Here is a 15,713-nt window from a genome sequence, read left to right on the forward strand (position 1 = left end):
ATCTGGGTGACACCGAAGCAACCAGCATCACGGCCGCCGGCCTGTCTACTCCGGCTGGCCGAAGCCGGTCAGGGGTCGCCACCTGCGCTCAGTCCCAGTAGTCCGCCAGCATCTCGGCCGGCCAGCTAGGCTCCCGGACCTCTCCCCCGCGGTCCCATCTCCTGGAAGTATGGCGCGATGTCGTAGACGGGCGTGCCGTCGATCGCATCGAGGTCTACGACGTGGAGGTCCAGGCCGGCGGGAACGCACTTTGAGGGCTGTACCCCTGGGACATATCCCCGTGACGGGCCTCCTGCTCGTGTCACAGCGCTCCGCCTACGACCCCCACGACTTCACCAAGCAAGCAGACAAGGCCACCGAGCGTCTGGGAACCCCCGTACTTGCGCGCATCGCCAACGAGTTCGTAGATCAGAACCGCACCGTCCTGGACGAAGGCTCACCCACAACGGCACCGCACTTAACCCTTCAGGCCATGGAGATGGCCACACGCCTGGGAACCGACGCCTCCAGAACACCTTTGACCCACGAAGTCACGGTGTAGGGGCCCGGTCCAGCGAGAGCCGGGGCTTGGTCCCGCCGCGAGGTCCAGGTACGCCGTGGCGGGCAAGGGTGGCTTGCTTAGGTAACCGGGACGGCCGCCGCACTCGGGCCGGACACCGGGACGTGCCCAATGACGCCGAACACAAAGCAGACCTGCGAGGCGAGGTGAATTCCGGTTCCCTGCCGCATCCGTTTTGCGCCGTCTCGAACCCAAACGGGTCGTGGTCAACGCTGCGTAACCAGCACCGAACCAGCACGGGAGTCAGCACCGCATCCCCAAAACAGGCGCAACTCTGCAATTCCGACAGGAGCTTCCCACCCACTTCCGGAGGGGGCCGACGGGTTCGGTTCGGGCCATGTGGTGTTCGGGCACACTCAGGTGGTGAGGCCAACACCCCGCTCACTCCGACAACAGGAGCCCAACTCCCCAGGGGCATCAGCAACGCAACTCCGTCACGCTGTGTAGAGAACAAACCGGCGATACCCAGAGGCGGTGTGGCCCCGATATCGACAGCGGAGCCGGAGCCAATGTGACCCCACAAGGCCGGACGTTGCGATCTCGCCGAGTCTCAGCTGAAGGTGGCACTGGCAGCGGCGCCCTGCCTTAGACCGTGTCCTATGTGGTGAGGCGGACGAGTCGTTTGTAGCAGCAGATGGCGGCGGCGAGTCCGAGAAAGGCCAGGTAGTTGCGGGGGTGGCGTTCGTAGCGGTGGTTGAGCCGGCGGTAGCCGGTGAGCCACGACATGGTCCGTTCGATCACCCACCGGCGCCGGCCGAGTCGCTCTGATGACTCGACGCCCTTGCGTGCGATACGGACCCCGATGCGTTTGCCGCGTAACCATTTTCGCAGGTGGAGGACGTCGTACGCTTTGTCTGCGTGGAGGCGTTGGGGTTTGAAGTGGCGGCCGCGGTGGGGGTCGTGTCTCGTTTGGTGACCCATGACCATGGGCGTCAGCGCAAGGCTGTCGTGGGTGTTGGCGGCGCTGATGCCGACGAGGAGGGGCAGTCCGTTCGCGTCCGACAGGACGTGCATCTTGGAGCCCGGCTTGCCCCGGTCCACGGGGCTCGGGCCTGTGAGTTCGCCCCTTTTTGGGCCCTCACGTGGGCGGAGTCCAGGACGGCCCGGGAGAGGTCGAGGAGGCCGGCGTCGTCGAGGCGGTGCAGGATCTTCTCGTGTAGCCGGCCCCACACTCCAGCCCTCGACCAGACCAGGAACCTGCGGTGGGCGGTCGACTTCGATATCCCGAAGCACGGCGGAAGCGATCGCCAGGCACAACCGCTGACCAGCACGTAGACGATCGCCGCGAACAGCGTCTCATCAGGCGTGTCCGGTGTCCCGCCGCCCTGCGGCCGAACCTTCGACGGCGGGATCAGCGGCTCCGCGATCTCCCACAGCCCGTCCGGAACAATCCAACTCCAAGTACCCCGCCCCATGCGAAGCCCAACGACGCCTCACCACATAGGACACGGTCTTAGGTCAGCGCAGGGCTCGCCTCCGTGGATGCGCCGCCCGCGGACGACGCCTTGGTCGCCGAGTAGACGGGCCGGATGACCGCCTGAAAGGCGGCCACTATCGTGCTGGCCCCCCACAGTCGGCGACCAGCAGCCCGGCCAGGCCCGGAGCCTCTTCGAGACGGTCACCGCCGGGGCCAGACCGCAGACCGCCCTGGTCTCGCACGTCCACAACGGACTCGGTGTCGGTGCCGCGTGTCCGGGGAGTCGCCGAGGACGAGGTCGTCCGGGTCGGGGACGTCGTTCGCCCAGGCCGGGTGAGGTAGGTAGGTCTGCTGGGTGCAGGTGCGCCTGTGCCGCCCTGACGTCCCCGTACGAGGCCCCGGCGCGCGGAACGGACCGGCGTCAGGGGGGCGCCCCGGTACAGTCCCCTCTCGATCTTGACGATTCGGGGGGCGGGGGCGCTGCATGGCAGGTCGGAGCGGGTACGGATGGCAGCCTGACGGCTCGTCACCGGCAAGCCGGGGCGGCGCCGGAGCCGACGTCGCGCCCTCGGCGCACCGGGGACCGGCGCGCCGGCGTCATGGCTGTGCGACGGCTCTCCTGGCGCCGTTCCTCGCCGCTGCCCGCTTCCAGCGGCCGGGACGGCCAGACCGCCTGACCGACCCGGCCATCTCCGGAGTACAGGTGGCCCGTACCTGCATCGGCCTGGGTGCGACGGTCTGGCTGTTCTACGCGTACACGCTGCGCCAGGAGGCCAAGGGCGTGCTCAACGACAAGCTCGTCGAGATGCTGATCGCCTCCGCCGTGCTGATGGTCGTGGGACCGCTCGTGGTCGGTGCCTTCGTGTTCTCGGCACGGCCGCCGCTGCGCAGCCGGTACCGTCGGCGGCTGCCCGGCCCGCTGACGGCGTTCGGCGTCCTCTTCGGTGCGGCGGCGCTGCTGGCCTTCTCCTTCCAGAACAACCTGAACGGACCGTTCATCGCGGGAGCCGGTGTCGTCGCAGGATCCCTCCTGAGCCTGCTCACCGGAATGGCCTCGCTGTTCCTGCTCCCCTTCGTCCTGGCATCGTCCGTGCTGTCCGTGCACCACTCCTTCCGGACCGCCGATGTCCACGAAGTGCTGCCGCCCCTCCTGTCTCCGGTCGTCGTCACGGTGATGTCGGTCCTCCAGGCCATCGACGGTCCGCCGGTCAACGCCCCGCAAAGCGTGTGGCTCCTCTTCCTGGCGGGCGCGCCCCTGTCGGTGGCCGCCCTGTCTTTCTGGGAGCTGAGCCGGTTGCGCACCCGGTACGGGATCACCCTGCGCGGCGCCCTGGGCCGGTAGGGGCGGGCGCCGGCGATGCCCGGGCACGGCCGTCTCGCCATGCCGTGCCGTGTCGTGTCGTGTCGGCAGGTAGTGGGGCGCGGTCGTCGGAGCTGGTTGTCGGGCATGTCCGGACCTGTGACCGGTACGTCGCACAGCATTCGGCCGCCGTTCAGGGAAGGACCCCCTCTCGGAGGGTGGCGGTTCGGCGCGGGCCGCGAGCCTCGTGCCTCCTCACACCGCAACGACCCCAGGGATGTACCCCGTGACCGCATCGCGCGCCCCCCGCCGGCGCCACCGTCTCGCCCTCGTCCTCGCCGTCGTACCGGCGCTCGCCGCGGGCACGCTGGTCGCCTCCCCGGCGCAGGCCGCCCCGGCCGATGACATCCGCATCAACGAGGTGGTGACCACCGGGGACGTCGACGACTCGATCGAGCTGTACAACAAGGGCACCTCGGCCGTCGACCTGTCCGGCTGGATCCTGAAGGACGAGAGCAACAGCTCCAAGTACAAGATCTCCTCGGGGACCACCCTGGCCCCCGGCGGGTTCCGGGCCTTCGACGTGCACGGCTCCTTCGGCCTGGGCTCAGGGGACAAGGCCCGCCTCTACCTGGCGGACGGCAGCACCCTGGTCGACAGCTTCACCTGGAGCGAGCATTCCGACCCCTCGTGGTCCCGCTGCGCCGACGGCACCGGCGCGTTCAAGAAGGCCGCGCTGACCCTCGGCGCGGCCAACGCCTGCGGTACCGGCGGGGGCGGCGGCACCACGCCCGTCGCCTGGCCCGGCGGCAGCGCGGTGTCCACCGCCGACGGCACCAACGTCTTCGGCCAGGACCTCAGCGGCCTGTACCAGGAGGGCGGGGTCCTGTGGGCCGCCCAGAACTCCGGGAAGCTGTGGCGGCTGGTGCCGGGCGGCCCCGGCTGGACCCCCGACACCGCCAACGGGTGGTCCTCCGGCAAGTCCCTGCGCTTCCCCGGCGGCGGCTCCGGCAGCCCCGACTCCGAGGGCGTCACCGTGACCGGCAGCGGCGCCGCGGGCGGCGTCTTCGTCGCCAGCGAGCGCAACAGCGGTTCGTCCGGCACCAGCCGGCTCTCCGTCCTGCGCTACGACGTGAGCGGCAGCTCCACCACGCTGACCGCAACCAAGGAGTGGAACCTCACCCCCGACCTGCCGTCGACCGGCTCCAACGAGGGCCTGGAGGCGGTCACCTGGGTGCCCGACAGCGCCCTGACCGCCGCCGGCTTCAAGGACGCGTCGACCGGCGCCGCTTACGATCCGGCCCGCTACGCGGCCCACACCGGCGGGGTCTTCTTCGTCGGAGTCGAGGGCAGCGGCACGGTCTACGGCTACGTCCTGCTGGACTCCGGCGCCTTCACCAAGGTGGCCACCGTCTCCAGCGGCATGGCCGGCGTCATGGAACTCCAGTGGGAACCGCAGGCCGCCCGCCTGTGGGCGGTCTGCGACGACACCTGCGGCGGACAGCACCGCACGCTGAAGGTCGACGCCGGCGGCGCGTTCGCCACCGCCGCCGTCTACAACCGGCCCGGCGGGATGTCCGACCTCAACAACGAGGGCTTCGCGGTGGCCGGCGCCGACCAGTGCGTGGGCGGCACCAAGCCCGTCACCTGGTCCGACGACGGCAACACCGGCGGCCACGCCCTCCGCAGGGGCACCCTCGCCTGCTGACCCCGGGAGCCGGGACCTATCCGAGGGCGGACCCGGCCGGTCCGACCTCGGATCGGGATAATGTTCCATAGGTAGTGGAATGTTCCCGACATGCCGATTTTCGGCAGATAGCCGAAAGGTCCCCCCGGTGCACGGTGAGTACAAGATTCCCGGCGGCAAGCTCGTCGTCGTCGACCTGGAGCGCGCCGGGGAGGTACTGCGCGGTGTACGGGTCTCGGGTGACTTCTTCCTCGAACCGGGCGAGGCCTTGGACGCGGTCGACCGGGCACTCGAAGGCGCCCCCACGGACGCGGACGCCACGGCCCTCGCCGCCCGGATCAGCGCCGCGCTGCCGCCCGGTACCCAGATGTACGGGGTGAGTGCCGAGGGCATCGCCGTCGCCGTGCGGCGCGCGCTGGCCCAGGCCACCGAGTGGGCCGCGCACGACTGGCGGCTGATCCGCATGCCGCCGCAGGAGCCCGCCCTCCACATGGCCCTGGACGAGGTCCTCACCAACGAGGTCGCCGCCGGGCTGCGGCCTCCGACCCTGCGCGTGTGGGACTGGGGCGCCCCGCCGTGGTCATCGGCAGCTTCCAGTCCCTGCGCAACGAGGTGGATCCCGAGGGGGCGCGTCGACACGGCATGACGGTCGTACGCCGGATCTCGGGCGGCGGGGCCATGTTCGTCGAACCCGGCAACTCCATCACGTACTCGCTTTCGGTACCGGAGTCCCTGGTCTCGGGCCTGTCTTTCGCCGACTCGTACGCGTACCTGGACGACTGGGTGCTCGGCGCGCTGGGCGAGATGGGCGTCAAGGCCTGGTACCAGCCGCTGAACGACATCGCCACGGAGGCGGGAAAGATCGCGGGCGCGGCCCAGAAGCGGATCGTGGCCGGCTCGGGCGCCGTACTGCACCACGTGACGATGGCCTACGACATCGACGCCGACAAGATGACCGAGGTGCTGCGCATCGGCCGCGGGAAGCTCTCGGACAAGGGCACGAAGAGCGCCAAGAAGCGGGTGGACCCGCTGCGCCGGCAGACCGGGCTTTCCCGTGAGGAAGTGATCGACCGCATGGTCGGGGCCTTCCGCGGCCGCTACGGGCTGACGGACGACACGGTGACGCCGGAGGAACTCTCCCGCGCCCGCGACCTGGCGACGACGAAGTTCGCCACCGAGGAATGGACCGCCCGCATTCCCTAGCCGGTGGAGCAGAAACGCGCAGGCGGCCGCCGCCACCGCCGGTTCCGCCCAGGGGGAGGAACCGGGGCGGGCCCGGTCTCCCCTCCCGGCCGGCCGTGCGATCAGGCTCCGAGCGCCCGGTGCAGTCCGAGCCGGTCGGTGCCCAGTTTGGTGAAGACCGCGGACAACAGCTCGGACACCGCTTGGGCGTTGGTGTGCATCGCCGCGGCGATCGCCCTGTTGCCCATCCCCGCCGAGGCGTGGCGGGCAGCCTCGAGTTCGGCGACGGTCAAGGTGTCCTGCTCGGAGGTGTGCAGACGGCGAGGCCGCAGACCTGCCGTGGCCAGTTGGGTCCTGGCTCGCTCCACGAGCCCGTCGGCGCCGCAGTCGGCGGCCAACTCCATTCCGCGGTAGGTCTGTTGTGCCGCCTGGTGCGGGTCGCCGATGGCGTGCAGGGCCGCGCCGTGGTCGATGAGCGCGTGCGCGAGTTCGCAGGCGGCCGGAGACTGTTCGAGGTGCTCCACCGCCTCCTGCAGCAGGCCCGCCGCCTGGGACGGGTCCGTGGCCGCGGCCGCGACGCGCAGGGCGTGTCCGATCACGCTGGACGTCCCGAACGCGCGGGCCCGTGCGACCGCTTCGGCCGCCGTGGCCCGCGCCTGCTCGGGCGCGTGCGTCGCTTGCGCGAGCGCCAGGTCCAGCTGCCAGGGGCTCCACGAGGGATTGCGCGTTCCGCGCAGATCCAGGCGCCGGCCGGCTGCGGTGAGGTGGTGCTCCGCCTCCTCGATCCTGCCCTGGGCCAGGAGCAGTTTGCCCCACACGGCCTGCGGATCGGGATAGACCACGGCCTGGGGGAAGCCGTCGGCCAGGTTGTAGGCCTTGGCGATGCGCTGGGCCTCGGCGGTGTTCCCCCGGGCGAGCAGCGTCTCGATGAGGGTGCCGATCGCGTACCACTGCGCCGGGATCCCGGCGCCGACGCGGTCGGCGATCTGCAGGCCGTTGCGCACGAAGTCCTCGGCCTCGGCGAGCTGCCCGCGCCGGTAGCGGACGTAGCCGAGCAGGGTGTAGACGAACGACAGGTGCGCGCCGCGCCAGCCCTTCCCCTCGAACTCGACGATCGCGGTGTTGAAGAGCTCCTCGGCCCGGCCGGGCTGGTCGCAGTACATGAGCGTGACCGCGAGGACGGCGGGCACCTCGAAGCCGAAGTCCTGGTCGGTCCAGCTCATGCCCCCGTCGAGCGCCTGTTCCGCGTACTCCAGGGCGGTGGAGGCGGACTCGCCGCGCATCGCGGCGTCCCAGGCCCGCAGCCCGAGGATGTGCCGCTCGGGCAGACCCCGACCGGTGAGCCGCTTGGCGAACTGGGCGAGGAGCCGGGAGCGGGCGGGCGAGTTCTCCTCGTCGAACCGGACGGCGTTCCATTTGAACTGCTCGGCCTGCATGCGCAGCCGCGTACGGGAACTCGTGGCACGCCGGGCCTCGTCCGCGAGAAGCGCCGCCGCCAGACCCAGCTGCCCCGTGTGGCCGAGCGCCTGGGCCAGCCGGTACGTGATGGCCTCGCGCAGGGCCTGGTCGGTCTTGGGCTCCTCCAGCGCGGCCCTGAGCTGGTTGATCGTCGTCGCGGGATCGTGCAGGAGGTTGGCGGATCCGAGTTCGAACAGGACCTCGGCGCGGTCCTCCACCTCCGGGGGCTCGCGCAGGGCACGGGCCAGGTAGCGGCGCGCCGCATCGGGAGCGCCCGCGGAGAAACTCTCGCGCGCGGCCTGGCGCAGCTGCTGTACGACCCACGGGTCGCCCTCGGGGTGCATCTCCAGCAGGTGGCGGGCGGCGGCCGCGGAACCCTGCCCGTCGTCGATCACGGCCTGGGCGGCCATCCCGTGCATGGCCACGCGTACACCGGGCGGAATCGAGCGGTACACGGCGGTGGCGATGAGCGGGTGGAAGAACTCCACCACTTCCTTGCGCCGTACCCCCGTGAGGACGGTCAGGATGCGTGCGGCCCGCAGCCGGTCGATGGCCTCGGTGGCCTGCGCCTCGCCGAGGGCGGCCACGCCACCGACGATGCCGAGGGGGACCGCGGTACCGAGCACGGCGGCGGCCCACGCGAGCCGGACGGTGGCCGGGCCGAGCTGTTCGAGCCGGTCGATCAGGCCGCTGCCCTTGACCGCGGAAGCCAGGTCGCGCAGCTGGGGGATGCTGCCCTGGTACGGCTTCAACCCCCGGTCGCGGCCCTTCATGACCAGCTCGACCACCTCGAAGGGGTTTCCTGCGGTGATCGCCCAGCATTCGCGGCAGAACACGTTGTCCGCGTTCTCACCGAGGGCGTCGCGCACGATGCGCGCGACGGCGCTCGTGGTCAGGGGAGCCAGCTCGTGCGGGCGCGTCCCCTGGCGTCCCATGAGGGCGCGCAGGGCGCCGGCGTCGGCCGGGATCTCGTCGGGCCGGCAGGCCACCATGATCAGCATGGCCAGTTCTTCGGCGCGCGCCGCGAAGGAGGTGAGCCAGCTCAGGGACTCCGCGTCCGCCCAGTGCGCGTCGTCGAGGATCAGCACGACGGGGGCGTTGCGTACTGCTAAATGCGTGACCACCCAGTCGAGTCCGTCGCGCACGCCCTGCGGGTCGGGCCCCGTCGGACCCTTCGGGGCGGCGGTCAGCCCGAGCGCGGGGGCGATGATGCCGTACCAGTTGCCGAGCGCGTCGCGCCGTTCCTCCTCGCTCATGGCGGCGAGGGCCGGCTGGATGAGCTGGCGCATCACGTGGAACGGAACCTGCCGCTCCTGCTCGCCGCCGCGCGCGAAGAGCACGGTGCAGGAGCGGTCGGCGGCGTGGCGGCGGGCCTCGTTCAGCAAAGTGGTCTTGCCTATGCCGGCCGATCCGGCGAAGGTCAGGACACCTCCGCCGCGATGGGCCGAGCCGGTGCCCGAGACGCCGCAGAGCACGTCCACCGCGCGTTGGATCGCGAGGACTTCCGCCTCCCGCTCCAGCAGGGGCTGAGTGTTCCAGCTTCTCGGTTCCGTGACCTGCGACATCCTTTGCCCCCTCCAGCCCGTGCGGCAGAGTGTACGGGCCGGAGGAGGAGTTGATGTTGTTTCAGCACACTATTGTGGTATCTCATCACTCTTACGAGAAGAGTGGTGTACCTTCCGCGCCACGGGAATCATCGGCAGTTCGCTGGGCTGCGGGATCCCTGCGGGAACTTCGCGCACGGTGATGCCCGGGGCGGGCTTCAGGTGCCATCGCGAGGCGACGGTCGCCACCGCGGTCAGGATCTCCGCCACGGCGAAGGAATCGCCGATGCACTTGTGCTGGCCGGCCCCGAACGGGACGTAACTGTGCGTACGGGACCGCTCCTTCGCCCCCTTCTGCCAGCGGTCCGGGTCGAAGGCGCCGGGGTCGGGGAAGAGGACGGGGTCCCGGTGCAACGCGTACGGGCTGTAGGCCAGTTCGGCGCCGGCCGGGATCGAGATTCCGCCGAGGGTGAGGGGAACCAGGGCCCTGCGGGTGAAGAGCAAGGGGGAATGCAGGCGCAGGGCTTCCTGGAAGACGTCGTGCGTGTAGGTCAGCGCGGGTACGTCTTCGGGACGCACGGGCCGGGACCCCACCACCGCGTCCACTTCGGCGTGGACGCGCGCCTCCACGTCGGGGTGCCGGCCGATCTCGTGGAAGATCCAGGACAGAGTGGTCGCGGAGGTCTCGGTGCCGGCGAGCATGATGGCGATGACCTCGTCCCGCACCTGCTCGGCAGCCATCGTCGAGCCCGTCTCGGAGTCCACGCCCGCCAGCAGCAGGGAGAGCAGGTCTTGGCGGTCGCCCCGTGCGGCCTGCCCCTTGGCGCGGTACTGCTCGATCACCTCGTCGATGGTCCGGCGCAGCCGGGCGGCCGCGCCGTCGAAGCGCCGGTTGTACGGAATGGGCAGCCGGTCGAGCGACTTGGGCATGACCGCCCGCACGAGCATGCCCTCCAGGACGATGGGCAGCGAGCGGTGCACCTCGTCGACGGCGGGCCGGCTCAGGTCCCCCGAGAAGATCATCTCCGCGACCGAGGACATCGCGTACCCGCGCGCCTCCGTGACCATCGAGATCTCCCGGCCGGCCGCCCACGACGCGGACATCACCTCCGCCTGCCGGCACATCACCTCGGCGTACTCGGCGATGTGGTTGCGGTGGAAGGCGGGTTGCATCATCCGGCGCTGCTTGCGGTGGAAGTCGCCGTCGGTCGTCACGATCCCGTTGCCGAACACCGGGCGGAGCCTGTCGAAGATCCTTCCCCGGCCGAACTGCTGCGCCTGCTGGACGAGTACGGAGTGGACGTGCTCCGGGCTCGTCAGCACGTGGACGGGCCAGGTGCCGATGTCGAGCCGTACGATGTCGCCGTGTTCCCGGAGCGACTCCAGGAACGCGATCGGCCGGCGCCACAGTTGCAGCGCGTGCCCCAGGAGCGGTAACCGTCCCGGGGCGACCGGAGCATGGGCCTCGGGCCCGGAATGCGCTTCAGATGCCATGAACTGACTTTCCGTCACGCCGCGGAGACAAGATCCGGGCGGGTGTACGCAGACTCCAGTCCGGCCGCGAACCGTTCGTCGCTGTACCGCGTGCACTCGTAACGCTGCCACAGGTCGGCGCCGATCATCCAGTCCTCGTAACTGCGCACGCACCGGGTGACCGCGTCGACCAGCGACGGTTCCGTCCCGGGGAGCGCGTTGACGGCCTGAATCAGACGTTCTTCTCCGGTCAGATACTGCTCGATGCGCTCCTGGATGCGCCCCTCGACCGCCTGGACGGCGTCGGGGAGGGAGCACCTCTCCCAGAAGGAGATGAGGGAGACGAGGTTGTTGGTGTCCCCACAGGCGTGCTCCTTCGGCAGGGAGAACACGTCGTTGCCCCATGAGATGACGTCGAGCACGCTCGCGGCGAGAGCCTGGAACTCGGGGAGGTCGTGGACGTACTGCGGGAGGTCGATCCCGAGCCCGGCCTCCACCATGTCCATCATCGGAAGGATCTGGGAGCTGTGGCGGCGCATGAGGACGTACTCCTGGACCCCCGGGCCCCTCGCGGCGGCGCGGTTGCCCGCCTCCTGGTCCAAGGAGTGCAGCATGAGGGGGACATGGGCGCGGTACCGGGCCGCGGTCCCCTCGGACATGCCGGCCAGGATCCGGTCGCACAGGTCGACGAATCCCGTCACCAACGGATTTCGGCCCGCTGCCGACCTCTCGATCCGCCCCGTGCGCAGATAGCCGGTGATCGCATCGGTGACGGGCCGCCAGGCCGCGACCTCTCCCGCTCGGATGAGGTGGTCGTGCTGGTCGTCCAGGACGAACGACCAGGCCATCCACTCGGCGAGCAAGACGACCCGCTCGTAGGGGACGTCACCGCTCACCCGGCCGGCCAGGTGACCCACACCGATGCCCGAGAACTGCTCGGCTGCGGCGGTCACGAGCTCGTGCTGCACCACCCACGAGGTCGCCTCGGCGTTCGCCCGGGCGGCCCCGGGGTGCTTGGAGTTTCCGAACGGAAGGTGAAAATCGGGGACGGAAAAAGAACTGAGCTGGGCCATTGATCCCCCACGGAAGAATCGGATTCGCCAATACCCGCCCACTACACAACCACGCCGTACACCCGCGACCCAAACGCACCTCTACTGCGGCATCGCCACGGCCACACCAGGTGACGGGCGAAATGAACCGGTCACGAACTGGCCTGATCCAGCCTCCCTACGACGACATCAGGCCACCTGTGAACTCATTTACTCTCAAGACGCAGCACGATGTCAACGTTGGAGGAGTGAACGCGGGTAATCCATCCCGGAATTGCCGAAATCGCATTCCCTTTGAATGTGCGAGCGGCATAGTCGATTGCGTTCGGGGCGCCTGGGGCCAGGGGCGCCGCAGAGGAGGCGGCCGGGGCCGGCCGGGTGGCCGAAGAGTGCCCTCGGAGCGCGGGCCTCTGCCTACACTGCGCAGGGCAGCGGCCGTTGGGGGAAGGGCGGAAGCATGACCGAGAACCATCCGCCGGACCCTGGAGGGCCTGGAGCGCAGGTGGATCCCGGTGGGTCGGGGGGCGGCCAGGAGGCCGACGTCCTCGGCTCCCATCTGGAGTTCTTACGGGCGCGGTTGGGCGGGGAGCGGTTCGAGACGCTCGTCCGGGCCGTCCAGAGCGCTTGCACGCTCTTGGCCGGGGAACAGCAGGTGCTGCTGGGAGGGCCGCAGGAGGGTGAACTCGCCCCCGACCTCCGGGGCGAGTACCTGTCCCTCATGGCAGTGATGATCACCGGACACCTCGACCACCACGTGGTCGAGTTCAGGACCCTCGACGGCGGCAAGGGCTGGGCGGTCGTGGAGAACGCCCGCTCCCGTAACCGACACCCCGGCGCGCTCCCGGCCGCTCACGACGCGGCGCGACACACGTGGATCGACGGACGCCTCGACGGCATCACCCGCGCGACGGACTCGCCGGCTCCCTGACGGGACCGCGCCGCATCCGCTTCCGCTTCCGCTTCCGCTTCCGCCAAAACGGTGCCCGCAAGCTGAGCGTCCGCTCGCCGTCAAGGCCGTGGCCGCCCGCGCCCTGCCATTTCGCTCGGTATCCACTGACAGTAGGTGTCAGGAGACCGGCCCTAACCTGCGGCGCATGGACGACAACGGGACCACGACCACGAACCTCCTCACGCACACCGGGCGGGCCACCGCATGAGCATCGTCGAACTCCGGCAGTACACCCTGTATCCCGGCGCCCGGGAGGCGCTGATCGAGCTGTTCGAGCGCGAGTTCGTGACCGGTCAGCAGGCGGTCGGCATCACCCTCGGCGGCCGGTTCCGCGACCTGGACGACCCGGACCGCTTCGTCTGGCTGCGAGCGTTCCCCGACATGGCGCACCGCCGGCGCGCATTGGAGGCGTTCTACACGGGCCCGGTCTGGCGGGAGCACCGCGACACCGCCAACGCCACCATGATCGACGGCGGAAGCGACGACGTACTGCTGCTGCGCGGTCCGGGCTTCACTCCGGAGTCGGGCACGAGTGAAGTGTTCGCGACCGTCTGCCACCCCACCGACGCCGTCGAGTTCGACGCGTACGCCGCCCGGCACCTGGGCCCGGGCCACGCGCTGCACCACACCGAGCACGCCGAGAACGACTTTCCCCGCCTGCCCGTCCGGACAGGGGAAGACGTCAGAGTCTGGTTCGGCCGAACCGAGCCGACACCTTGGCCCACCCGACAGCTCCGGCTGGAGCCCGTAGAGCCTCACCGAGCTGGTCGTTCGCGGCGATGAACAGACGGGTCCGGTGGTCGGTGGGATCCGAGTCTCGGACCTTCGCCGGGTGGGTGCGCCTGAGGAGGCGGGCTACCGTGAGATGCCGTGCTCCTCGGCAAGCTCGCCGGGCGGAACCATCCGCTGTTGCGGCGTGACCACTGCGCAGCCCTGAGCCGGGAATCTGGTGGCTCCGCGGCCCAGCCGACGCCGCCGGTCGCAGAGCCACCTGTCGGCGTACGGGGGTTGTCCCCCGCCGACTCACTGGTCTCAGCCGCAGCATCGGCACACGGGGCAGCCGGATTCCGGCAACGGGCGATGCGCCGAAGGATGGAGGTCAGCATTTCGACACCGTCCGTACCTCGAAGGGCAAGGCATGTCCCGCACCACCCCCGGCCGCCGATCCGTCACCCGTGCCCTGTCCGGCCTCGCCCTCGCCCTGCTGTCGGTGGTTGCCGGCGGCCTCGCCGCCTGCGGCGGCCAGGACCCCGCCCCCGGGCCCGCGTCCTCGCGGTCCGCCACCGCGTCGGCCTCGCCGCCGGCCGGCCAAGCGGGTGAAACGAAGCTGCACATGATCGACAACGGCGGTCACCGTCTCGCCTTCTACGTCACGCGGGGCAACGGCTCCACGATCGTCCTGGACTCGGGTGGCGGCGAGTACTCCACGCAGTGGAAGGACATCGCGTCCGAGCTCCACGCGGCCACCGGCGCCACGATCATCACCTACGACCGGTCCGGGCTCGGCAAGAGCGACGTGGTCCCGGGCCCGTGGAAGGTCGAGGGCGCCGTGAGCGACCTCAAGGCCGGGCTCGACCAGCTGGGCGTCGCCAAGGACGTGACCCTGGTGTCGCACTCCCAGGCCGGGGAGATCGCGAACTACTTCGCCAAGGACCACCCGAAGATGCTCTCGGGCGCGGTCCTGATCGACGCCAACCTCCCGCAGTTCTTCACGGACCAGGAGATCCCCCGCCTCGTGGCCGCCACCCAGCCCGAGGTCGACGCGGCCAAGAAGGACCCCGAGAAGCCGGAGAACCGCCAGCTCATCGCCACCGCCGAAGGCTTCGCCGCGGCCCACAAGGCCTTCCACGGGGTGAAATGGCCGGACGCGGTGCCGGTGACGGTCATGGTCTCGGAGAAGACCCCCTTCGCGGCGTCGCCGGAAGGCGCCCAGCGCTGGCGCGACGCCGCCGCGGCCTTCGTCAAGGTGGCGCCCAACCGGACGCTCGTCACCGCCGCCGGCACGTCCCACGAGATACCGACGGACCGCCCGGACCTCGTACTCAAGGCGGTCGAGGACCTGTACGCGTCCCACCACTGACCGCGGCCCTCCCACGCACGCCTGGTGGAGTACGCGCGACGGCCTGGAGGACCGGCCGCCTACAGGTACTGAGCGGTGACGCCGGCGAGGATGAGATCAATGCCCGCGAGGAATTGGGCGCGGTCGTCGTGGGCTTCGATCTGGCCGGCGACGGCGCGGGTGAAGGGGTACTGGTCGGGGACGCTCTGCTGCCACGCCCTGGCGGCCGCCGAGAGGAAGTCCTCCCTGCTCACGCCGGGGGCGGCGGTGCGGGCGCTCGCGGCGTTCGCGGCGTGCCGGCCCGCTACGCCCAGGATGCAGTGGACGAGCGCGGAGGCGATGGTGAACCAGCTCGCCTCGGGGGCGCCGAGTGCGCGTACCCGCTGCCCGAGGGCCTCGAAGATCCGCGGCGCCACGGACGCTTCGGAGCCTCGGGAGAGCTGCTGGGCGAGCTGCGTGGCCAGCCAGGGATGTTCCTCGGCCACGCACGACACCGCCCAGCGCGATGGTGCGGATGTCGTCCCGGGCGGTGTCGTGCGTGGCCGCGGACGTCAGCGTGACCGCCCGGGTGACGACGGCGTCGGTGGCGGCATGCTGTTGGTCGCCGGGGCGCTCGCGGTGGGGCGGGGCGGGGCAGCTACGCTGCGCTCGGCCACTACGAGCTCTTCCATGCCGGTCACCGGATTGGCCTTCTACGAACCCCCGCCGGCAGCCGCGGTCTCCACGTCAGCCGGCGGGAGGGCCGGGCAGGCGGCGGAGTTCGAGCAGGGCCACCGCGATCTTCACCGCGGTCGAGATCGTCAGGGCCTGGAGGAAGGGCATGCCCATGAGCCACAGGGCCACCATCATGACCGTGAGCACCAGGAACGCCGGGAGCAGATTGGTCTTCCTGAGCACGGTCCGCAGCTGTCCGGCGGCTCTTCCCGGGCCCTGGTCCACCGTACTGACGGGCAGGGCGGCGACATCCTCTTCCTCGGCTTGCGGCATGGGTCGTTGTCCTTCCTCGTGCTCGTCGTCTCTGGCGACGAGTCTG

At 70.4% G+C, this 15,713-nt stretch carries 12 protein-coding genes and 2 pseudogenes; 7 read left to right on the plus strand and 7 right to left on the minus strand.

The window, feature by feature from the left end:
• Positions 1 to 88: 88 nt before the first annotated feature.
• Positions 89 to 236, minus strand: a pseudogene (locus tag OG435_RS04755) (S-adenosylmethionine-dependent methyltransferase); the annotation flags it as partial.
• Positions 237 to 280: 44 nt separating this feature from the next.
• Here OG435_RS04755 and OG435_RS04760 point away from each other — a divergent pair.
• Entirely contained in the window at positions 281 to 541 is a 261-nt protein-coding gene (locus OG435_RS04760; RefSeq protein ID WP_266882305.1) for a hypothetical protein, read from the plus strand.
• A 615-nt stretch (positions 542 to 1,156) separates the two neighbouring features.
• Here OG435_RS04760 and OG435_RS04765 read toward each other — a convergent pair.
• A protein-coding gene (locus OG435_RS04765; protein WP_266875483.1) for an IS5 family transposase occupies positions 1,157 to 1,974 on the minus strand; the annotation gives its coding sequence in 2 pieces (ribosomal slippage) (positions 1,157 to 1,626 and positions 1,626 to 1,974; 819 coding nt in all).
• Positions 1,975 to 2,679: 705 nt separating this feature from the next.
• Here OG435_RS04765 and OG435_RS04770 point away from each other — a divergent pair.
• The 3 genes and pseudogenes from OG435_RS04770 to OG435_RS04780 all read left to right on the plus strand — a co-directional run bounded on the left by OG435_RS04770 (position 2,680) and on the right by OG435_RS04780 (position 6,166).
• Entirely contained in the window at positions 2,680 to 3,318 is a 639-nt protein-coding gene (locus tag OG435_RS04770; RefSeq protein WP_266875485.1) for a hypothetical protein, read from the plus strand.
• Positions 3,319 to 3,562: 244 nt separating this feature from the next.
• A complete protein-coding gene (locus OG435_RS04775) occupies positions 3,563 to 4,984 on the plus strand; it encodes a lamin tail domain-containing protein (protein ID WP_266875487.1) in 1,422 nt (473 codons plus the stop codon).
• 127 nt (positions 4,985 to 5,111) lie between these two features.
• Positions 5,112 to 6,166, plus strand: a pseudogene (locus OG435_RS04780) (lipoate--protein ligase family protein).
• A gap of 101 nt (positions 6,167 to 6,267) precedes the next feature.
• On the opposite strand, the gene OG435_RS04785 reads toward OG435_RS04780, so the two are convergent.
• From OG435_RS04785 to OG435_RS04795, 3 genes are all read right to left on the minus strand, one after another.
• Entirely contained in the window at positions 6,268 to 9,168 is a 2,901-nt protein-coding gene (locus OG435_RS04785; RefSeq protein ID WP_266875489.1) for an ATP-binding protein, read from the minus strand.
• A 69-nt stretch (positions 9,169 to 9,237) separates the two neighbouring features.
• A complete protein-coding gene (locus tag OG435_RS04790) occupies positions 9,238 to 10,641 on the minus strand; it encodes a cytochrome P450 (protein WP_266875491.1) in 1,404 nt (467 codons plus the stop codon).
• Between the two features lie 14 nt (positions 10,642 to 10,655).
• On the minus strand, positions 10,656 to 11,591 hold the full coding sequence (locus OG435_RS04795; protein WP_266875493.1) for a terpene synthase family protein: 936 nt from the start codon (positions 11,589 to 11,591) through the stop codon (positions 10,656 to 10,658).
• Between the two features lie 538 nt (positions 11,592 to 12,129).
• On the opposite strand from OG435_RS04795, the gene OG435_RS04800 reads away from it, so the two are divergent.
• The 3 genes from OG435_RS04800 to OG435_RS04810 all read left to right on the plus strand — a co-directional run bounded on the left by OG435_RS04800 (position 12,130) and on the right by OG435_RS04810 (position 14,701).
• Entirely contained in the window at positions 12,130 to 12,600 is a 471-nt protein-coding gene (locus OG435_RS04800) for a hypothetical protein (protein ID WP_266875494.1), read from the plus strand.
• A 225-nt stretch (positions 12,601 to 12,825) separates the two neighbouring features.
• Positions 12,826 to 13,404: an NIPSNAP family protein gene (locus OG435_RS04805; protein WP_266875496.1), complete on the plus strand. Its 579-nt coding sequence runs from the start codon at positions 12,826 to 12,828 to the stop codon at positions 13,402 to 13,404.
• A 355-nt stretch (positions 13,405 to 13,759) separates the two neighbouring features.
• Positions 13,760 to 14,701 carry an alpha/beta fold hydrolase gene (locus tag OG435_RS04810; RefSeq protein WP_266875498.1) on the plus strand — a complete coding sequence of 314 codons (942 nt, stop codon included), beginning with the start codon at positions 13,760 to 13,762 and terminating at the stop codon, positions 14,699 to 14,701.
• Between the two features lie 59 nt (positions 14,702 to 14,760).
• Here OG435_RS04810 and OG435_RS04815 read toward each other — a convergent pair whose 3' ends face one another.
• Both OG435_RS04815 and OG435_RS04820 read right to left on the minus strand, forming a co-directional pair.
• A complete protein-coding gene (locus OG435_RS04815) occupies positions 14,761 to 15,165 on the minus strand; it encodes a TetR/AcrR family transcriptional regulator C-terminal domain-containing protein (protein WP_266875500.1) in 405 nt (134 codons plus the stop codon).
• Between the two features lie 241 nt (positions 15,166 to 15,406).
• The gene (locus tag OG435_RS04820; RefSeq protein WP_266875502.1) at positions 15,407 to 15,667 is read right to left on the minus strand and encodes a hypothetical protein; all 261 of its coding nucleotides are present in this window, start codon (positions 15,665 to 15,667) and stop codon (positions 15,407 to 15,409) included.
• Between the last annotated feature and the right edge of the window lie 46 nt (positions 15,668 to 15,713).

Source organism: Streptomyces sp. NBC_01264, assembly GCF_026340675.1.
Classification (GTDB): Bacteria; Actinomycetota; Actinomycetes; order Streptomycetales; family Streptomycetaceae; genus Streptomyces.